The organism is Flavobacterium hungaricum (assembly GCF_015182285.1).
In the GTDB taxonomy this organism is placed as follows: Bacteria; Bacteroidota; Bacteroidia; order Flavobacteriales; family Flavobacteriaceae; genus Flavobacterium; species Flavobacterium hungaricum.
Map to the genome: position 1 here is coordinate 332,877 of NZ_PRDM01000001.1, position 18,266 is coordinate 351,142.

General features: G+C 35.1%; 21 protein-coding genes. 10 read left to right on the forward strand and 11 right to left on the reverse strand.

Going from position 1 to position 18,266, the window contains the following annotated elements:
* Positions 1 to 8: 8 nt before the first annotated feature.
* The 5 genes from C4F50_RS01335 to trmD form a co-directional block, all read right to left on the reverse strand.
* Positions 9 to 2,390, reverse strand: a complete 2,382-nt coding sequence (locus tag C4F50_RS01335) for a TonB-dependent receptor (RefSeq protein ID WP_193844636.1) — start codon at positions 2,388 to 2,390, stop codon at positions 9 to 11.
* A gap of 141 nt (positions 2,391 to 2,531) precedes the next feature.
* Positions 2,532 to 4,754: an NADP-dependent isocitrate dehydrogenase gene (locus tag C4F50_RS01340; RefSeq protein ID WP_193844637.1), complete on the reverse strand. Its 2,223-nt coding sequence runs from the start codon at positions 4,752 to 4,754 to the stop codon at positions 2,532 to 2,534.
* Positions 4,755 to 5,165: 411 nt separating this feature from the next.
* Positions 5,166 to 5,516 carry a 50S ribosomal protein L19 gene (gene rplS / locus C4F50_RS01345; protein ID WP_193844638.1) on the reverse strand — a complete coding sequence of 117 codons (351 nt, stop codon included), beginning with the start codon at positions 5,514 to 5,516 and terminating at the stop codon, positions 5,166 to 5,168.
* A 211-nt stretch (positions 5,517 to 5,727) separates the two neighbouring features.
* A complete protein-coding gene (locus tag C4F50_RS01350) occupies positions 5,728 to 6,297 on the reverse strand; it encodes a hypothetical protein (protein WP_228011935.1) in 570 nt (189 codons plus the stop codon).
* A gap of 25 nt (positions 6,298 to 6,322) precedes the next feature.
* Complete coding sequence (gene trmD / locus C4F50_RS01355) at positions 6,323 to 7,006, reverse strand: tRNA (guanosine(37)-N1)-methyltransferase TrmD (RefSeq protein ID WP_193844639.1); 684 nt, start codon at positions 7,004 to 7,006, stop codon at positions 6,323 to 6,325.
* A 182-nt stretch (positions 7,007 to 7,188) separates the two neighbouring features.
* On the opposite strand from trmD, the gene C4F50_RS01360 reads away from it, so the two are divergent.
* The 9 genes from C4F50_RS01360 to C4F50_RS01400 all read left to right on the forward strand — a co-directional run bounded on the left by C4F50_RS01360 (position 7,189) and on the right by C4F50_RS01400 (position 13,336).
* Positions 7,189 to 7,539 carry a hypothetical protein gene (locus C4F50_RS01360; protein WP_193844640.1) on the forward strand — a complete coding sequence of 117 codons (351 nt, stop codon included), beginning with the start codon at positions 7,189 to 7,191 and terminating at the stop codon, positions 7,537 to 7,539.
* A gap of 68 nt (positions 7,540 to 7,607) precedes the next feature.
* Positions 7,608 to 8,144 (forward strand): NADPH-dependent FMN reductase, encoded by a 537-nt coding sequence (locus tag C4F50_RS01365; RefSeq protein ID WP_193844641.1) that lies wholly within the window; start codon positions 7,608 to 7,610, stop codon positions 8,142 to 8,144.
* A gap of 32 nt (positions 8,145 to 8,176) precedes the next feature.
* The gene (locus C4F50_RS01370; protein ID WP_193844642.1) at positions 8,177 to 9,049 is read left to right on the forward strand and encodes a sugar phosphate isomerase/epimerase family protein; all 873 of its coding nucleotides are present in this window, start codon (positions 8,177 to 8,179) and stop codon (positions 9,047 to 9,049) included.
* A 14-nt stretch (positions 9,050 to 9,063) separates the two neighbouring features.
* Positions 9,064 to 9,963, forward strand: coding sequence for a reprolysin-like metallopeptidase (locus C4F50_RS01375; RefSeq protein ID WP_193844643.1), 900 nt, complete (start codon positions 9,064 to 9,066; stop codon positions 9,961 to 9,963).
* Between the two features lie 2 nt (positions 9,964 to 9,965).
* Positions 9,966 to 10,307 carry a cupin domain-containing protein gene (locus C4F50_RS01380; protein WP_193844644.1) on the forward strand — a complete coding sequence of 114 codons (342 nt, stop codon included), beginning with the start codon at positions 9,966 to 9,968 and terminating at the stop codon, positions 10,305 to 10,307.
* Positions 10,308 to 10,505: 198 nt separating this feature from the next.
* The gene (locus C4F50_RS01385; RefSeq protein ID WP_228011936.1) at positions 10,506 to 11,636 is read left to right on the forward strand and encodes an MFS transporter; all 1,131 of its coding nucleotides are present in this window, start codon (positions 10,506 to 10,508) and stop codon (positions 11,634 to 11,636) included.
* Positions 11,637 to 11,655: 19 nt separating this feature from the next.
* A complete protein-coding gene (locus C4F50_RS01390; protein ID WP_193844646.1) occupies positions 11,656 to 11,961 on the forward strand; it encodes a hypothetical protein in 306 nt (101 codons plus the stop codon).
* A 45-nt stretch (positions 11,962 to 12,006) separates the two neighbouring features.
* Positions 12,007 to 12,939: a peptidylprolyl isomerase gene (locus C4F50_RS01395; RefSeq protein ID WP_193844647.1), complete on the forward strand. Its 933-nt coding sequence runs from the start codon at positions 12,007 to 12,009 to the stop codon at positions 12,937 to 12,939.
* Between the two features lie 91 nt (positions 12,940 to 13,030).
* The gene (locus tag C4F50_RS01400) at positions 13,031 to 13,336 is read left to right on the forward strand and encodes a cytochrome c (RefSeq protein ID WP_193844648.1); all 306 of its coding nucleotides are present in this window, start codon (positions 13,031 to 13,033) and stop codon (positions 13,334 to 13,336) included.
* Between the two features lie 116 nt (positions 13,337 to 13,452).
* On the opposite strand, the gene C4F50_RS01405 is transcribed toward C4F50_RS01400, so the two are convergent.
* From C4F50_RS01405 to C4F50_RS01415, 3 genes are all read right to left on the reverse strand, one after another.
* Entirely contained in the window at positions 13,453 to 13,845 is a 393-nt protein-coding gene (locus C4F50_RS01405; protein ID WP_228011937.1) for a GreA/GreB family elongation factor, read from the reverse strand.
* 355 nt (positions 13,846 to 14,200) lie between these two features.
* A complete protein-coding gene (locus C4F50_RS01410; protein WP_193844649.1) occupies positions 14,201 to 14,758 on the reverse strand; it encodes a thioredoxin family protein in 558 nt (185 codons plus the stop codon).
* Positions 14,759 to 14,885: 127 nt separating this feature from the next.
* Entirely contained in the window at positions 14,886 to 15,779 is an 894-nt protein-coding gene (locus tag C4F50_RS01415) for an alpha/beta fold hydrolase (protein WP_193844650.1), read from the reverse strand.
* Between the two features lie 131 nt (positions 15,780 to 15,910).
* Between C4F50_RS01415 and C4F50_RS01420 the strand changes: the two genes are divergently transcribed.
* Positions 15,911 to 16,246: a tRNA-binding protein gene (locus tag C4F50_RS01420; RefSeq protein WP_193844651.1), complete on the forward strand. Its 336-nt coding sequence runs from the start codon at positions 15,911 to 15,913 to the stop codon at positions 16,244 to 16,246.
* A 78-nt stretch (positions 16,247 to 16,324) separates the two neighbouring features.
* Here C4F50_RS01420 and C4F50_RS01425 read toward each other — a convergent pair whose 3' ends face one another.
* The 3 genes from C4F50_RS01425 to C4F50_RS01435 form a co-directional block, all read right to left on the reverse strand.
* The gene (locus tag C4F50_RS01425; protein WP_193844652.1) at positions 16,325 to 16,870 is read right to left on the reverse strand and encodes an RBBP9/YdeN family alpha/beta hydrolase; all 546 of its coding nucleotides are present in this window, start codon (positions 16,868 to 16,870) and stop codon (positions 16,325 to 16,327) included.
* A gap of 25 nt (positions 16,871 to 16,895) precedes the next feature.
* Complete coding sequence (locus tag C4F50_RS01430; protein WP_193844653.1) at positions 16,896 to 17,717, reverse strand: alpha/beta hydrolase; 822 nt, start codon at positions 17,715 to 17,717, stop codon at positions 16,896 to 16,898.
* A 142-nt stretch (positions 17,718 to 17,859) separates the two neighbouring features.
* Positions 17,860 to 18,228 (reverse strand): PUR family DNA/RNA-binding protein, encoded by a 369-nt coding sequence (locus C4F50_RS01435; RefSeq protein ID WP_193845821.1) that lies wholly within the window; start codon positions 18,226 to 18,228, stop codon positions 17,860 to 17,862.
* Positions 18,229 to 18,266 lie beyond the last annotated feature (38 nt).

The window sequence follows — 18,266 nt, forward strand, 5'->3', positions numbered from 1 at the left end:
AAGAAAGTTTAAAACTTAAAATTATAGCTCACCGCGGGTACAATACCGAAAATCGATAAGCGCACCGCTTCATTGGCTCCAGTATCTACATTTTGGCGGAAATTAATTGAAGCAGCATTCATTCTGTTGTACAGATTGTAAATGCTAAAAACCCATTCTGCTTTCCAATTTCGATCCTTGTTTTTTCTGGGAGTTAGAGTGGCAGAGATGTCTAAGTGGTGATAAGCCGGAAGACGATTTTCATTTCGTAATCCGTAGCTTGGTACGGTGATGCCCAAGTATTCGTATTGCCCATTCGGATACGTTACAGGCTGTCCTGACTGCAGAGCAAAGTTAGCCCCAAAAGACCATTTTTCGTTTAAATTATAAGCCGATGTTACGGCTAAATTATGAGCCTTGTCGTAGGCAGAACTGTACCATTCGCCGTTATTAATACCTGTTTCTTCGGGAGTTCTTCCCGGAGTCTGCTGTTCTGATTTGGATAAAGTGTATGAAACCCAGCCGTTAAATTTTCCTTCGTTTTTTTTAACCATAATCTCCAAGCCGTAAGCGCGCATATGACCATTCAGAATTACTTGTTCGACAGCGTTGTTGGCAATTAAATCGGCGCCGTCGATATAATCCAATCGGTTTTGAATTTCTTTATAATACGTTTCTACTTCAAGAGAATAGGCGCCATTTTTTATATTTCTAAAATAGCCAATCGCACCTTGATCTGCAATTTGAGGTTTTATGTAAGTATCACTTGGCATCCAGACGTCTAATGGAGTAGGAGAAGAGGTGTTTGAAATTAGTTGCAGGTACTGCGCCATTCTGTTGTAGCTTGCTTTTAGGGCTTGATCATCGTTTAATTGATACGAAACAGCAAAACGCGGTTCGAGGTTATTATAACTCTGAATCACTTTGTTCTTTTTGAAATACTGCGTTGAAATTGGTGTTCCTTTTTCGTAAATCTCCATATCGCTGTCAAAAACAACTGCTTGATTATTGTCGTAATAATTAACAGTAGAGGCGCCTAAACGATAAAATAAACTGTAACGCAGACCGTAAGAAAGCGTTATTTTTTTAGAAATCTGACTTTCTGCATCTAAATAAACAGAAGGCTCAAATGCATATTTTTTGTCCAATTGATCAGGATTTATTCCAGAATCTGCACCAGTTGGTTTTATAGTTCCAGGATTAAATTCATAGTAAATGCCGCTGAGGCCGTAATTAAGTTTGAATTTATCAGAAATATAATGTTTGAAATCGTATTTAATATTATAGTTTTTAATTCCCGAATCCCATTTAAAACCTACAAAATCAAGATCTAAACCATAGTAGTAATCGCTGTAAATTAAAGAAAGGTTCGAAAATAATTTACTCGAATACAAATGATTCCATCTTAGGTTTAAAGTCGAATTTCCGTAAATATTCGTAAAACTTTTATTCAGGCTGAAAACATCGCGTCCAAAATACCCAGACAAATACAAGCTGTTATTATCGTTCAGTTTGTAACTCAATTTGGTGTTTAAATCATAAAAGTAGGCACTGTTATTTTTATCTTCTTCAGAAAATTTTAAAAATAAATGAGCATAAGAAGCTCGGCCTCCAATTAAAAAAGAACCTTTGTCTTTTACAATCGGACCTTCGGCCAAAAGCCGGCTTGAGATTAATCCGATTCCGCCATTCATATGAAAATCTTTACTGCTGCCGTCTTTTTGGTAAATGTCCAAAACAGAAGAAACTCTTCCGCCATATCGAGCCGGAATGCCGCCTTTGTATAATTTCAAATCTTTGACAGCATCGGGATTAAAAACCGAAAAGAACCCAAATACGTGGGAGGAATTGAAAATCGTTGCTTCATCCAATAAAATCAAATTCTGGTCTGCACCGCCGCCCCGAACATTAAATCCAGAAGCGCCTTCTCCGGCATTGGTAACGCCCGGCAGTAATAATATCGATTTTAAAACATCAACTTCTCCTAAAACAACCGGCATTTTTTTGATTGCAGCAATAGAAAGTCGGTTGACGCTCATTTCCGGTGACTTAATATTGATTTTGTTTCGATTATCGGTAATGACAACTTCCTGCAGTTCTTGACCGCTTTCGCTGAGGGAAAAGTTTGTTTTGGTATTTTGATTTAAAGTAATGTTTTGTTGAATGCTTTGATAGCCGACATAGCTTATTTGGACTTCGTAGGCGCCTTTTGGCACAGCAATCGAATAAAAACCATATTCATTTGTTGTCGTGCCGATTTTTAGCTCCGGAATAAAAATATTTACACCAATTAAAGTTTCGTTATTTTTAGTATCACTGACAATACCGCTTAAAGTAAATTTTTCCTGCGAATAGGAACTTAAAACCGAAAAAATAACAATCAGGTAAGTATATAGTTTTTTGGCAGACATTACATTGATTTTGGTTTACATAGAATTACAAAATAACGAGAAAAAAGGATTGATCAATTCAGCTAAGATAAAAAAAAGGACAACCTTGTGAGTTGTCCTTTTGTATTTATATTGAAGAGTGCACTTAGTGCGTTCTGCAAATTATTTAATTTTAGCAATAATAGCGTTAAATGTTTCGCTAGGACGCATTGCTTTGCTCACTAATTCTGGAGTTGGCTGATAGTATCCTCCAAGAGTTTGTGGTTTTCCTTGAGTATCAATTAATTCAGCATCAATTTTAGCTTCATTAGCTTCAAATTCAGCAGCAATTGGAGTAAAAATTGCTTTCAAATCAGCATCTTTGTTTTGAGCTGCCAAAGCTTGTGCCCAATAGAAAGCTAAATAAAAGTGAGAACCGCGGTTGTCAATCTGACCTACTTTACGTGCAGGAGATTTGTCGTTTGCCAAGAATTTGTCGTTAGCCTCGTCAAGCGTTTCTGCTAATACAATTGATTTAGAATTGTCTAAGGTTTGTCCTAAATGCTCTAAAGAAGCTCCAAGCGCTAAGAACTCTCCAAGAGAATCCCAACGTAAGTAACCTTCTTCTGTAAATTGCTCAACGTGTTTTGGAGCAGAACCTCCAGCACCAGTTTCAAACAATCCGCCGCCATTCATTAAAGGAACGATAGACAACATTTTTGCAGAAGTTCCTAATTCTAAAATTGGGAATAAATCTGTTAAGTAATCACGTAAAACGTTTCCTGTTACAGAGATAGTATCTAAACCTTTTATGATTCTGTCTAATGTAAATTCTGTTGCGGCAACCGGGTTTAAAATACGGATGTCTAAGTTTGTAGTATCGTAATCTTTAAGGTATTTTTCAACTTTTACAATCAATTCTCTATCATGCGCTCTGTTTTCGTCTAACCAGAAAACAGCAGGAGTACTAGATAAACGAGCTCTGTTTACAGCCAATTTAACCCAGTCCTGAATAGGTGCGTCTTTTGCCTGGCACATTCTGAAAATGTCATTAGTTTCAACGTTTTGTTCCATTAAAACTGTTCCGTTTGCATCTACAACACGAACAACTCCGTCAGCTTTCATTTGGAAAGTTTTATCGTGAGATCCGTATTCTTCTGCTTTCTGAGCCATTAATCCAACATTAGGAACACTTCCCATTGTTTTTGGATCAAAAGCACCGTGTTTTTTACAAAAGTCAATAGTTGCAGTATAGATACCAGCGTAAGAACGGTCTGGAATAAGAGCAAATGTATCTTGCGCCTTACCGTCTTTATTCCACATTTGTCCAGAAGTACGAATCATTGCCGGCATAGAAGCATCAACAATAACATCAGAAGGAACATGCAGGTTTGTAATTCCTTTATCAGAATTAACCATTGCCAAAGCTGGTCCGTTTTCGATAGCTTTAGTAATGTCAGCTTCAACTTCAGCTTGTTCAGGTCTTCCAGCAATTTTAGCGTAGATATCTCCTAAACCGTTTTTAGTATCAACATTTAATTCAGTAAATAAAGTTTCGTATTTTTTGAAAAGATCTGCAAAATATACTTCAACGATAGCGCCAAAGATAATAGGGTCAGAAACTTTCATCATAGTAGCTTTTAAGTGTACAGAAAGTAAAACTCCCGCCGCTTTAGCCTCAGCAATTGCATTAGCTGCAAATTCTTTTAATTTTTTTACGCTTAAAACAGAGCTGTCAATAATTTCTCCAGCTTTTAGCGGTGTGCTTGCTTTTAAAACTGTTGCAGTTCCGTCTTTAGCAACGAATTCGATTTTTACATCATTAGCTTCGTTTACAGTCAATGATTTTTCACTTCCGTAAAAATCACCATTTGGCATAGAAGCTACTTTAGTTTTTGAGTCAGCAGACCAAGCACCCATAGAATGCGGATTTGCTTTTGCGAAGTTTTTAACTGCTCTAGGTGCTCTACGATCAGAGTTTCCTTCACGTAAAACAGGGTTTACAGCAGAACCTAAAACTTTAGCATATTTTGCTTTAATTTCCTTTTCAGCATCATTTTGAGGATCTTCTGGGAAATTTGGTACGTTGTATCCGTGCGATTGTAATTCAGCAATAGCCGCTTTTAATTGCGGTACAGATGCTGAGATGTTTGGTAATTTGATAATGTTAGCTTCTGGCTGCGTTGCTAATTGGCCAAGTTCTGCCAATGCATCTCCAGTTTTTTGAGCATCTGTAAGAACGTCAGGAAAATTAGATAAAATTCTTCCTGCCAAAGAGATATCTCTAGTTTCAATTTCAATTCCAGCAGTTGAGGTAAAAGCTTGAACAATTGGTAATAAAGAATAAGTTGCCAATAAAGGCGCCTCATCAGTTAAGGTGTAAAAAATTTTTGATTTTTGTGTCATTTTTTTTTTTTTTTTATAATCGTATCGTCAGGGGTTAACGATGTAAAAGATATATTCGGCTCAAAATGAGCGGAGCAAATATAATAAAATCGCAACGAAATCGGTTGAGTTTTCCTGAGAAAAGGCGATTTTAACAGATTGTTATTTGCAGTCGATAATATTGCTAAATCGATGATTTTGGTATTAAAAAATTACAGTTTTAGCGAGCAAGAGTAGATGTTGCGGCAAAATAATTTGTGAAACGGATTATTTTAAATATAAAAAGCGCAATGATTTTTGCTCAATAATTCGTTCGTAAACGCAAAGTTCATAAAGTTGGATTCGTAAGAAGCTTTGCGAACTGTGTTTTATAAAAAAAAAACTCGTTTCAAGTAATATGAAACGAGTTTTTTATGACATTTAGATAAATGATTATCTTCTTTTATCTTTAATCTTAGCTTTTTTACCAGTAAGTTCTCTGAAGTAGAAAATTCTAGCTCTACGTACAGCACCTTTCTTGTTGATTTCGATTTTTTGTAAAGCTGGTAAGTTAACTGGGAAGATACGCTCAACTCCAATTGCACCTGACATTTTACGGATAGTAAAAGTTTCTGTGTTACCAGAACCTCTTCTTTGAATTACAACTCCTTTAAAAAACTGAGTTCTAGTTTTTTCACCCTCTTTAATTTCGTAGAAAACTGTGATAGTATCTCCAGCTCCGAAAACAGGAAAATCTTTTTTAGCAACGAATTCGTCTTGAACGAATTTTAATAAATCTGCCATGATAATTTTAAATTATGGTTTATAGAGAGCAACATTCACGGATCTCGCCAGAGGTTGATCAAATTCGGGTGCAAATGTAGTTAAAATAAATTAAATTCCAAATAAATTAAAAACACAAATTTCAATTTTTTAATTAACTGATTGTTTGATGTTTGAAATTTTTTATAAGTATTTCAATATTCTAAAAGTTGACAAGGAAATGGCTGTTATTTTATATTTTTCGATTATCTAATTCAGTTTCAAATTCGAGTCTTTTTCTTTTTACAGATCTTCTAGCTTTGTTAAACTTAGCGTTTTTTTCTTCTTCAAGTAATTCTAGAATTGTAAATTCTATTTCTGAATTACTTAATTCGTTAGGTTCTTTAAAATGCAAATTGTTGCTAAAGTGAGAAGTGTTATACTTTTCATTTTCTATTTGATTGATTCGTTCAATTGGAATTTCAACAGCAACTTCAGTTAATTCAAAATCATTTTTAGGCAATTCTTTTTTGTCAATGATTTCCAAATATTCGTTTAAAATTCTTCTTTCTACTAATATTTTTCCTCCGCCAAACTTATGTCGGTCAGATAAATCTTTTTTAACACCCGAAATCCAATATTCATCTTTAGATTCAATATCTCTAAAATTCCCTTGAATTCTTGCACTTCCAATTCTTTGAAAAGCTTTTCCGTTAAAATATATAGTCTTACCGCTTTTTGAAAATGAAACAAGTCCAATCCAAGCTGGACCATTTCCAGAAAATCCGCTTTTAAGCTCTAAATATTTTATTTCTGTTCGCATTTGTTTAGTGTTAGTCAATCTGAAACTAGTCATGTCCTTCCAATAAATCCGGACGTCTATTTTTAGTATGCTCAAAAGCCTTATCCTCGCGCCATTTTTCAATTTTGGCAAAATGACCGCTGGTTAAAACCTCCGGAACTTTCCATCCTTTATAATCTGCGGGTCTTGTGTATATTGGTCCCGAAAGTAAATTGTCTTGAAAACTGTCAGTTAAAGCAGAAGTTTCGTCGCTCAAAACTCCTGGAATCAATCGAATTAATGCATCAGATAAAACCAAAGCGCCCAATTCACCGCCGGATAAAACATAATCGCCGATAGAAATTTCTTTGGTAATAAAATGATCTCTCACTCTTTGGTCTACACCTTTATAGTGACCGCACAAAATAATAATGTTTTCATACATCGACATTTTATTGGCCATTTTCTGGTTTAAAGTTTCGCCGTCTGGAGACATATAAATGATTTCGTCGTATTCTCGCTGACTTTTTAAATGGGTAATACAATCATCAATCGGCTGAATGGTCATTACCATCCCTGCGCCGCCGCCAAACGGATAATCGTCGACACTTTTTTGTCTGTTGGTGCTGTAATCCCTAAGATTATGAAAATGAACTTCTACAAGTCCTTTATCAATGGCACGTTTCATAATAGATGCCTCAAAAGGGCTTCTTAATAATTCAGGCAAAAGTGTAATAATGTCAATTCGCATCTTTATTCGATAATTTTCTTGTGGGCAAAGATACAAATAATGCCAATGAGTCTTTTGGCAATAATTATATAACATACTTTTTAAATTATGTAAAAATAATTGTCATAACTTTAACTACTATTACATTGCTAATTATCAGACAGTAACAACCAAACAACAACATAAATTTAAATAACTTAGCTATGAAAAAAATAATATTAATCACTGCAGTATTTGCGCTCTTTGCATCCTGCGCCAGTACCAATTCAACTACTGTAGCTGTAGGAGAAACCAAGTCAAAAGTTATTAAAACCTTAGGTAACCCAGTAAGAACTTTAGATAATAATCAGAACGGAGAAATTCTCGTTTATGCTGATCAGATTTTTGAAGACGGTTCGTCGTCAATAGCAGGATCAAATTATTGGCGTTACAATTTTGTCTACATCAATAAAGAAGGCAAAGTCACATCAACACGACAAGAAAAACAAAATTATACACCGCAGGCAATTGATTCGGCAAAGCAGGCAGGATTATATCAGCTTACCGCTAAATAATTTTTTTTTAGCTGTTTTAAATAATTCGTATTTTTAGATTTAATTTAAAAATACGAATTGTTTGTTTAATGACTTCACCAAAAGTAAAAATCTTTGCGATATCTGGCAGTACCAGAAACAATTCTAGTAATTTCAAAATTCTGAAATACATTTCAAATTACTTAAAACCTGAATTTGAAGTAGCAATATTTGAAGGTTTAGCAAGTCTCCCTCATTTTAATCCAGATTTAGATACCGATACTCCTCCAAAAGAAATTATATCTTTTAGAAACAAAATAATAGATTCTGATGGAGTTATCATTTGTACGCCCGAATATGTGTTCAGCCTTCCCGGTAGTTTAAAGAATGCTTTAGAATGGTGTGTTTCAACGACCATTTTTTCTAATAAAAGAACTGGGTTACTAACAGCGTCCGCTTCTGGAGAAATGGGACATGAACATCTTCTTCTTATATTGAAAACCCTGGAAGCTAAATTTGACGATACAACGCAGCTTCTTATACAAGGTGTACGCGGAAAGATTAATGAGCAGGGCGAAATTGTATCTAAAGAAACGGCTGAGGCGCTTGAAAACTTTATAAAAAGCTTCGAGAATCATTTTTTGTGATATATTTACTTTCTGAAAATTCTAGTTGTAACATGATTAGCAGAAGAAATTTTATAGTAACCACCGGTCTTGCTGCAACAGCTGTTTTGGCGGCGCCTTCATTTGCATTTTCTATGAATAAAAAAGAAATTGGCTTGCAGTTATATACGCTTCGAGATGAACTTCCGAAAGACGTAAAAGCAACTTTAGAAAAAGTATCAAAAGCGGGATATACAAACGTAGAAACCTACGGCTTTTCTATAAAAGAACAATTCTGGGGATTGACGCCTAAAGAATTGAAAAAGATTTTGGATGATTATAATCTAAAAGCAGTAAGCGGACATTATAATTTAGGGAGCTTTTTGTATGATGGAGACAAAACAGAATTATTGGCTTCAATCGAAGCGGCTAAAATTCTGAAAAGCGAATTTTTAACGGTTCCGTGGGTCGATGAGCCTTTTAGAAGAAGTATTAAAGATTATAAAAAAATTGCTTCACGTTTAAATGAAGCGGCATTATTGTGTCAAAATTCAGGTTTAAAACTGGCATATCACAATCATGATTTTGAATTTCAAAAATACGACGGCAAAACGGGTTATCAGGTTTTGCTGGATCAAACAGATAAAGATTTGGTTTTCTTTGAGCTCGACTTGTATTGGGTAATTTATTCGGGAAATGATCCTGTAAAATTGTTTAATGAAAACCCGGGACGTTTTAAGATGTGGCATGTTAAGGACAGGGACAAAGTAAATCCTGCTTTGAATACCGAAGTTGGAAATGGTACAATTGATTTTAAAACTCTATTTAAAGAAGCAAAACAGTCTGGAATGCTTCATTTTTTTGTAGAGCAGGAGAATAATTTTGCAGTCAATTCTTTTGAGTCAATACAAAAAAGCTGCAATTTTATTTCCAAAAACTTAATTTAATACAGCGCTATTATATGAAAAGACTTCTTTTTCTGGTTCTTGTAATTTTATGTTCCTGCCAATCAAATAAAAAAGAGAGTGTAAGTTCAAACTCAAAGCCTGTTCCGCCTCCAGAGCCTTACTTTGTAGATATTAAAGTGAATGATGTCAAACTTGACAAACCCGCTTATGGTGACTGGTTGTTTTTTCATAAAGAAAAAGGACAGAGTTTTGAAAAGTTTTTAAATACCAAACATGTTGTTCCGACACAAGAAGAAAACATTATTTATTTGCAGCCTATAGGGAAATTTAATGCAGATCAGATTAAACAAATAGAATTAGTTCGTCAGTACCTGCAGGTGTTTTTTCAACTAGAAACCATAACTTTAAAAGGTATTTCGAACGATATTATTCCAAAACATGCACGTCGTATTGGGGACGTGGGACAAGAACAGTTACTGGCAGGTTATATTTTGGACAGTGTTCTAAAAAAAGAAAAACCTCCTAAACGAGCCGCTTTAATGGCCATAACAGAAAAGGATTTGTACCCAAAACCAGAATGGAATTATGTCTTTGGACTCGCATCGTACAGAGACAAAATTGCCGTAAGTTCTATTCATAGAATGCAAAAAGAAGTCGATTTTAATGGATGTCTGGATCGGTTTTTAAAAATTTGTTCGCATGAAATCGGTCATATGTTTGGATTGAATCATTGTATTGAAGCCAATTGTGTGATGAACGGCACCAATAGCATGTCTGAAACAGATCGACATTCTATTAGATTGTGTTCTCTCTGTCAAAGAAAGCTGCATTCGGGATTTCAATACGATAATATGAAAAGGCTGGCAGAACTCGAAAAATATTTTAAAGAAAACAACCTGAACGAAGGGCTGGCATTAATGAAAAAAGATATTGAAAAAATTAAAAACAATTAGAAATGAAAACTAGTAAAGAATTTATAAAAGGTGATGAAATTGAATGGGAAATAGTGGGAGAAGGAATAAAGCGTAAAATTCTGGCTTACGATGACCGTGTGATGATCGTAAATGTTTTTTTTGAAAAAGGAGGCATCGGTACACTGCACGAGCATCATCATTCTCAGGCCACGTACATTGCAAGCGGTGTTTTTGATGTAACTATTAACGGGCTTACACAAACCTTAAAAGAAGGAGATAGTTTTTATATTCCGCCTCATGCCATTCACGGAGTCGTTTGTTTAGAAACAGGAATGTTAACCGATGTTTTCAGCCCCGTGAGAGAAGATTTTCTGAATTATTAAATTCTTAAAATCAGAAAAATAGACCATATAAGTGATTTAAGAAAATTGAATTTTTGTGATGCTTTACGTTTCGCTAAGTTATTTAAATGCACTTATAGGACTTATATGGTTTAAAAAATTATATATTTTTTAAAGTTTTGCTAAAGATTAGATTGGTATTTTTGCAGCATGAATTTATCTAAAACTAATGTCCTGTTTATGGCAGTTTGCACTGGTCTTATAGTTGCAAATCTTTATTACTGCCAGCCTTTGATTGTTTTAATCGCCAACGAATTTAAAATCCCTGAAGCCGATGCTGGCACAATAACCTATTTAACCCAAGCTGGTTATGCTATAGGGCTGTTTTTTATGGTGCCTCTTGGTGATAAAATTGAACGAAAAAAACAGATTTTAATGACCACTTTTGCTTCTGTAATTGCTTTGCTTATTGCAGCAACAGCCAAAAGCTTTTTAATTCTGCAAATTGCATCACTTCTTATCGGAATCACCTCTATTGTACCGCAATTGATATTACCGCTTGCTGCGTCTCTAAGTGCTACAGAACAGCGCGGAAAAGTTGTAGGAACAATTATGAGCGGACTCTTGGTCGGGATTTTGCTTTCGCGAACGTTAAGCGGTTTTATTGGTCAGGTTTTAGGCTGGAGATCGATGTTTTATATCGCATCTGGAATTTGTCTCTTGATCTTTTTTGTTATTCAAAGTAAATTCCCAGTCAATAAGCCGCAGTTTCAAGGAACGTACGGACAGTTGATTCGTTCATTGTTTACGCTTATAAAAACACAGCCGGTTTTGCGCGAAGCAACCGCGATCAATGTTTTTAGTTTTGCTCAGTTTGGAGCTTTCTGGACCACAATGGTTTTGCTGCTTTCTGGCGAGCCTTTTAGTTTTAATAGTGCAACAATTGGTTTATTCGGAATTGTAGGGGCTTCGGGAGCTTTGGCAGCGCCTTTGGTCGGGAAGCTTGGAGATAAAGGAAACTCTAGAATTGCAGTAGGTTATGGCTGCTTGTTAATTTTAATAAGCTTTCTGGTTTTCTATTTTTCGATAGAAAGTGTTGTCGGAATTGCGATTGGAATTGTATTTATTGATATCGGAATTCAGGGAGTTCACATCTCCAATCAGACCAGAGTATATTCTTTACTGCCAGAAGCGAGAAACAGGCTGAATACCGTATTTATGTCTTTTAGTTTTCTGGGAACTGCCGCTGGATCTGCCTACGGACTATTACTCTGGAAATTAGGAGGCTGGCATGCTGTAACTATTGGCTGTATGGTTTTGTCTTTACTGTCTTTAGCCGTTTATGGACTTACTTATAAATCTAAAAAATAGAAAATATAAAAGTTTTGAAATGAAAAAGATAATCGTATTTCTAAGTTTGGTTGTAATGGCTCAGTTCTGTGTGAGCTGTAAAAAGACGTTGTCTGACGAACAAATAACACAGCATTTCTGGAAATGCGGGCAACCTTGCGGATTAAGAGATGTTATTGTATTTGATCAAAATACTATTCTTAAAAGCGACACCATCTTTTGGAATCAGAAACCTTATGCTAAAATTGTTAAGAGAACATACAATTTTGATGAAGATACCAAAATAGCGGTTATCAATCTTGAAAATCCAGCAATTAGAGATACATGCATTTTTCACTCAAAATGATAAAAAATTAATTTGTAAATTTGCGTTCAATTAAAAAATAACAACATGGAAAACGGAATATACGCTAAATTCAATACCAGTAAAGGTTCGATTTTAGTAAAACTAACACACGATTTGACTCCTGGAACTGTAGGGAATTTTGTTGCTCTTGCAGAAGGGAATATGGAAAATAAAGTAAAACCTCAGGGACAAAAATTTTATGATGGACTAAATTTTCATAGAGTTATTCCAGATTTTATGATTCAAGGAGGATGTCCAAAAGGAACAGGAACTGGTGATCCTGGATACAAATTTGATGATGAATTTCATCCAAGTTTAAAACACGATCGTCCAGGAGTTTTGTCTATGGCAAACTCTGGTCCTGGAAGCAATGGTTCTCAGTTTTTTATCACGCACGTTCCGACTTCATGGTTAGACAACAAACACACTGTGTTTGGACATGTAATCGAAGGTCAGGATGTTGTTGATGCAGTTGCTCAAGGGGATACTTTAGAAACTCTAGAAATCATTAGAGTAGGTGAGGAAGCTCAAAAATGGAATGCAATTGAAGCTTTTATTGGTTTAAAAGGGGCGCGTCTTAAACGTGAAGCGGCTTTGAAAGCAGAATCTGAAGCTAAAATGGAACAATTAGCATCTGGTTTTGATAAAACAGAAAGCGGTCTGCGTTACAAAATGATTCAAAAAGGAGATGGTAAAAGAGCTGAAGCTGGAAAAACAGTTTCGGTACACTACGAAGGTTCTTTAGAAAACGGAAAAGTTTTTGATTCTTCTTATCCAAGAAAAAAACCAATCGAATTTAGATTAGGTCAAGGTCAGGTTATCGAAGGATGGGACGAAGGTATTGCTTTATTGCAAGTTGGAGACAAAGCACGTTTTGTAATTCCTTCAGATTTAGGTTACGGACCATCTGGAGCAGGCGGGGTTATTCCTCCAAATGCTACTTTAATTTTTGACGTTGAATTAATGGACGTAAAATAAGAATTTAGATTAATTTTAAATTGTCTTAATACTAAATCCCATTCGGAAGCCGAATGGGATTTTTTTTATATTTACTTCAAAAACAAAGACGATGAATAAATATTTGATCCTTGCTGGGATTGCGCTGGCTTTAGCTTCTTGCGGTACTCAGAAAACAGCTTCAGTGGCAGCAGCAGAAAAAGCTCCAGAAGCAAAACCAGTAGTAGAAGTAACGCCAGAATTGGCAGAAGGCAAAAACTTGTACGAAAACAGTTGTGCAAAATGCCACAAATTGTATGAACCGGTAAAATTCTCAAAAGAAGAATGGGCTCCAATTTTGGTTAGAATGCAGAAAAAAGCAAAGTTGGATGATGTGAAAATGGCTTCGATTACCAATTATATTCACTCGCAGTTATAATTAAGCTGCGTTGCAGAAGAGTTTTAAACTATTCAGTATTATTAAATATTGGATAGTTTTTTTGTTCTAAAGAAGTACAAAAAAAACACCGTCACGAATGAGGTGTTTCAAAAAAATTAAGAGTTACTTACAGCAACAATTTTTAAAGTTTTAATTCCGGCAGGAAGTTCCCAGTCTACTTGGTCGTTTTCTTTAAAACCAATAATAGCAACACTAAGAGGAGCTAAGATAGAAATTTTAGATTGCTTAACATCTGCAGAAGAAGGAAGAACAATCTGAATTTTCATTTGTTTGTTTGCTTTTACATCTTCAATAGTAACTACAGAATTAATCCTGATAACCGATTCGTCAATACTATTTCCTTTGTTTATTACTGCGCGGTCTAATTCTTGCGAAAGCTGATTGGCTTCTTTTGCATTTGTATCGTTTTTACTTTGTAAAATGAGCTCTCTCAGTAATTTATAATCTGCTGAGGTGAATGTGGGTGTTGGTTTCATAATTGTTTCCATTTATAATGTTGTTAAAAAATTTATTTAAATGACTTAAAGATTTATTTATCTCCTAACAGAGATAAAAGGCATTGTAAAAATGAGTTTTTGGAAAAATAAAAATTACTTGAAAGAGAAATTTCTCTCAAATAGTAAATGAATTAAAAATTCTAATGAAAATCCTCCGCCGAAAGAAGAAAACTGAAATAGACGGAGGCCTAAAAAATAAAGGCCTTATTATGTGAAATAATTACAGCAGGAGCCGGGTTCCCTGAAAAAGAAAACGACTTTCTAGAAACTGTAAATGGTATTATATTTCCCATAAGGATTGTTAAATTGATCGGCAAAGATAAGCAACTTTTTGAATAGTAACAAATTACTGTCGCCATTTAATGCTGCAGCCCATACTTGGCTTTTGCAATTCTTTTAAACTTCTGTTGTAAATTAAGGCATCAATTGCGCCTCGTAAATCGCTTCCGCTCAATGGAATTCCGTTTCCAGGTCTGGAGTCATCTAATTGTCCGCGGTAAAATAATTTGTCTTGGCTGTCAAATAAATAAAAATCGGGAGTGCATGCTGCTTGATACGCTTTTGCAGTTTCTTGGCTTTCGTCGTATAAATACGGAAAATCAATTTTGTGTTCCAGAGCAAAGTCTGCCATTAATTCGGGGGAATCCTGCGGGTATTTTTCAACATCATTACTCGAAATAGCAATAACCCCAATTCCCTGAACACGATAATCGTTGGCAATCATCACAATTTCTCTGATAACGTGGTGTACAAACGGACAATGATTGCAGATAAACATCACCAGTGTACCGTGAGTTCCTTTTAAATCTTCAAACGATGAAGTGTCATTTGAATTGGTATCTTTCAAATAAAATTCAGGTGCGGTAGTTCCTAACGGAAGCATGTTTGAAGCTGTTTGTGCCATTTTCAGAATGAAATTAGATTTTCAAAAATAGAACTAATATTCTGTAAATAAAAGCGCACAAGTGTAAAAAAAAATCCAGAGAACCATCAGTTAATCAAAACGCAGTCCCCTGGATAATTGTTTATTTTTATGAATTTAAAAAATGAAGTAAATCATCATTTAATTTGTCTCTATCTGTGTAAAATAATCCGTGTGGTGCACCTTCATAAACAATGTACGTGTTATCTGCAATTGCTTCAGAAGCCTTTTTAGAAGTCAAATCAATCGGTACAATTTTGTCATCATTTCCGTGAATAATTAAAGTAGGCACTTTTATAGTATGAAGTTCATCTCTAAAATCGGTATAAGAAAAAGATTCGGCACATTTTAATGTTGCGTGCGGCGATGCAAAAGAGCAAAGCATTCTATAATATTCTAATAAGGGCGTACTGATAGGCTTGTTTATGATGTTAATACCAAAAAAGGTTTTGCCAAAGTTGTCTACAAACCCGATACGATCTTCTTTGATAGAAGCTGCGGTATTTTCACTTTTTTCTCTAGGATGACCGTCTGGATTGTCTTCTGTTTTTAAAAGAAACGGAATAATAGAAGAAATTAGTCCTGCTTTTGTAACACCTTTTCCGCCGTGTCGGCTGAAATAACGTACGACTTCACCGCCTCCCATTGAGAAACCGATTAAGGCGGCATCTTCTAATTGAAGCTGCGTTATAATTTCGCTCAAATCGTCTGTAAGCGTATCGTAATCGTATCCACTCCAAGGCTGAGAAGATTTTCCGAAACCTCTTCTGTCATAGGCAATAACTCTAAAATTGTTCTGAACTAGAAATTCAATTTGATATTCCCACATTTCGTTTGACAAAGGCCAGCCATGAATCAAAATTACAGGTTTTCCTTTTCCATAATCTTTAACGTAAAGTTTTACATTTTTGGCTGTTTCTATATATTTGTCAGTATTATGTTGTTTGATATCAAAATCAGAATCTCTAAGAGATACGCTGGTGTTTACTAAACTATTTTCCATTTTTATTTTTTTAATGTTAGTTTTACTTACAAGTCTTGTAAAATTAGAAGTAACGTCCAAAGAAAAGGTTATAGAATTAGTGGGGATCCTTACAAAATTAATAGGTGTGTAATATTTTAAATAAAATAATAATGGATTTAAGCTGGAACGAATTTGAAAGAACCGATATGCGTGTCGGTACAATTATAGAAGTGAATGATTTTCCTGAAGCCAGAAAACCTGCTTTTCAGCTTACAATTGATTTTGGAACGGAGATAGGGATTCGCAAATCATCGGCGCAAATTACCAAAAGATATCAAAAAGAAGATTTATTAAATCGTCAGATTGTAGCTGTTGTCAACTTTCCAAAAAAACAGATTGGAAAATTTATGAGTGAATGTCTGGTTCTTGGCGCTGTAGGAGAAGAGGGAGATGTGATATTGCTGGCTCCCGATTTTAAAATAGAAAACGGACTGCGTATCGGGTAGGTTTTAGTGTTAAGTATTTAGTTTTTTAGTGTCCAGACTGATTGTTAAAAATACTGAACACTAAAATACTCAATACTTTTATCTTGTCTTAGAAAGAAAATCACTTAGAATTTCCTGTCCTTCTTCCCAATACTTCAAATCAGAATCAGAGTTGATGTGACCTTGTTTTCCAACGTTTACAAAATCGCTTCCCCATTGTTGTGCAAAATATTTTTTTCTTTCAAATAGAGAATAAGGATCGTTTTCGCTGGCTACTACAACCGACGGAAAAGGTAATTTATAAAGAGGCATTGGAGAAAAATTTCTGATCGATTCTGGTGTATGTTCAGGTGAATCGACATCTGCGGGAGCCACTAAAAATGCACCAATAATGTTGGGATTATTGTATTTTTCTGCCCAGTGTAAAACCAGCGAAACTGCCAGACTGTGCGCTACTAGAACGGTTGGTTTGTCCAATTTTAAAATGTTCTCGTTTAATCTGGCAAGCCATTCTTCGCGAACGGGTTCGTCCCAATTGTCTTGTACAACTCGAATTGAATTTTTGAATTTCTGGTGCCAAAAAGTCTGCCAGTGTTTTTCTCCAGAATCTCCAAGTCCTGGTATAATTAAAAGTGGTGTCTCCATTGCCGTGGATTTTTTTAGTGACTTATTATTGTTTCTTTTCCTTTATAATTCGATTGACCTCATTTACCAAAAGCGGAAAAGCAGGTTCTGTCATTCCGTGGCCATAACCGTCCAATTCGTAAAGTTTTGTTTGTTTGTGCCCGGCCAATTTCATCATTCTGGCCATATAAGCATTCTCTTCATAACGTCCCAGCATTTCCAGTTCGCGGTCTCCGGTAATTAATAAAAGAGGCGGAGCATCTCCACGAACGTGATATAGTGGGGCAAAAGCATCAATTGTGGGCTGTTTTTCTGGAATTCCGTTTTCTCGTCTTATTTCAAAGTGAGTAATACACTGTCCGCTAAACGGAATAAGTCCCGCTATTTGATTAGCATCAATATTTTCTTTTGCAAGATATTTTTTATCCAGACCGATCATAGAGGCAAGATAACCTCCAGCAGAATGTCCAGAAACAAAGATCAGCGATTTGTCGCCGCCGTAATTGGTAATGTTATTAAAAACCCATGCAACAGCAGCGGCAGCATCGTCAATACTTTTTGCGGCTTTTGCTTTGGGAGACAATCTGTAGTTAACACCAATGATGGCAAAACCTTTGTTTTTTAATGCTTCGGGAATTTCTTTGCTTCCGCCTGTTAAGCCGCCGCCGTGAAACCAAACGATGGTAGCAAATCCGGTTTTGTTTTTGGGATAATAAATATCCAAAACACATCTTTCGTTTATGTAGCTGTCCGATTTGTTTACGGCTGTATTGTAATATGAAATGTTCGATTTAGTATCATAATCGGTTTTTTGGGCAGATAAAGAAATGCTGAGAAAGAGAACGAGTAAGAGAAGTAATTTTTTCATTTTAAAAATGTTTGAATTGCTGTTACTGAAGAAATCTAAAGTCTACAGTGTAAAATCTAAAATTAGAAAAATAAATATATAAAAAAAGTCCAAAATGCAGGACAAATTGGACTCGTACTTTATAGAAAGTTTGTTTTTTATATTAAATATCATCAAAATCAATATCGGTAAAGCTAGATCTTTGGATTTCAGATTTTTCAGAACCGTATTCTTTTTTAAAATCTTTTTGATGTCTCTCAGAAATTACTTCTTCGCCTTTGTGGTTTAAAACATAAGAAGTCATTTCTTCTAATATTTCGGCAAAAGCACCAAAATCTTCTTTGTATAAATAAATTTTGTGTTTTTTGAAATGGAATGAACCATCTTCTTCTGTAAATTTTTTGCTTTCAGTAATAGTGATATAATAATCATCAGCTTTAGTAGCTCTCACATCAAAGAAATAAGTTCTTCTTCCTGCTCGTAATACTTTAGAAAAAATCTCTTCTTTTTCTAACATGTCATTTTCTCTCATAATACGTTCTATCATTTTTGGAATTAATAGTAATCAAA

Excerpts from the sequence above, each read along its gene's own strand:
- C4F50_RS01410 (WP_193844649.1), bottom strand. The coding sequence starts at position 14,758 with ATGGCACAAACAGCTTCAAACATGCTTCCGTTAGGAACTACCGCACCT.
- C4F50_RS01370 (WP_193844642.1), top strand. The coding sequence starts at position 8,177 with ATGATTAGCAGAAGAAATTTTATAGTAACCACCGGTCTTGCTGCAACA.
- C4F50_RS01340 (WP_193844637.1), bottom strand. The coding sequence starts at position 4,754 with ATGACACAAAAATCAAAAATTTTTTACACCTTAACTGATGAGGCGCCT.
- C4F50_RS01420 (WP_193844651.1), top strand. The coding sequence starts at position 15,911 with ATGGATTTAAGCTGGAACGAATTTGAAAGAACCGATATGCGTGTCGGT.
- C4F50_RS01395 (WP_193844647.1), top strand. The coding sequence starts at position 12,007 with ATGGAAAACGGAATATACGCTAAATTCAATACCAGTAAAGGTTCGATT.
- C4F50_RS01435 (WP_193845821.1), bottom strand. The coding sequence starts at position 18,228 with ATGAGAGAAAATGACATGTTAGAAAAAGAAGAGATTTTTTCTAAAGTA.
- C4F50_RS01405 (WP_228011937.1), bottom strand. The coding sequence starts at position 13,845 with ATGGAAACAATTATGAAACCAACACCCACATTCACCTCAGCAGATTAT.
- C4F50_RS01335 (WP_193844636.1), bottom strand. The coding sequence starts at position 2,390 with ATGTCTGCCAAAAAACTATATACTTACCTGATTGTTATTTTTTCGGTT.
- C4F50_RS01390 (WP_193844646.1), top strand. The coding sequence starts at position 11,656 with ATGAAAAAGATAATCGTATTTCTAAGTTTGGTTGTAATGGCTCAGTTC.
- C4F50_RS01385 (WP_228011936.1), top strand. The coding sequence starts at position 10,506 with ATGGCAGTTTGCACTGGTCTTATAGTTGCAAATCTTTATTACTGCCAG.
- C4F50_RS01430 (WP_193844653.1), bottom strand. The coding sequence starts at position 17,717 with ATGAAAAAATTACTTCTCTTACTCGTTCTCTTTCTCAGCATTTCTTTA.
- trmD (WP_193844639.1), bottom strand. The coding sequence starts at position 7,006 with ATGCGAATTGACATTATTACACTTTTGCCTGAATTATTAAGAAGCCCT.
- C4F50_RS01350 (WP_228011935.1), bottom strand. The coding sequence starts at position 6,297 with ATGCGAACAGAAATAAAATATTTAGAGCTTAAAAGCGGATTTTCTGGA.
- C4F50_RS01365 (WP_193844641.1), top strand. The coding sequence starts at position 7,608 with ATGACTTCACCAAAAGTAAAAATCTTTGCGATATCTGGCAGTACCAGA.
- C4F50_RS01375 (WP_193844643.1), top strand. The coding sequence starts at position 9,064 with ATGAAAAGACTTCTTTTTCTGGTTCTTGTAATTTTATGTTCCTGCCAA.
- C4F50_RS01425 (WP_193844652.1), bottom strand. The coding sequence starts at position 16,870 with ATGGAGACACCACTTTTAATTATACCAGGACTTGGAGATTCTGGAGAA.
- rplS (WP_193844638.1), bottom strand. The coding sequence starts at position 5,516 with ATGGCAGATTTATTAAAATTCGTTCAAGACGAATTCGTTGCTAAAAAA.
- C4F50_RS01360 (WP_193844640.1), top strand. The coding sequence starts at position 7,189 with ATGAAAAAAATAATATTAATCACTGCAGTATTTGCGCTCTTTGCATCC.
- C4F50_RS01415 (WP_193844650.1), bottom strand. The coding sequence starts at position 15,779 with ATGGAAAATAGTTTAGTAAACACCAGCGTATCTCTTAGAGATTCTGAT.
- C4F50_RS01400 (WP_193844648.1), top strand. The coding sequence starts at position 13,031 with ATGAATAAATATTTGATCCTTGCTGGGATTGCGCTGGCTTTAGCTTCT.
- C4F50_RS01380 (WP_193844644.1), top strand. The coding sequence starts at position 9,966 with ATGAAAACTAGTAAAGAATTTATAAAAGGTGATGAAATTGAATGGGAA.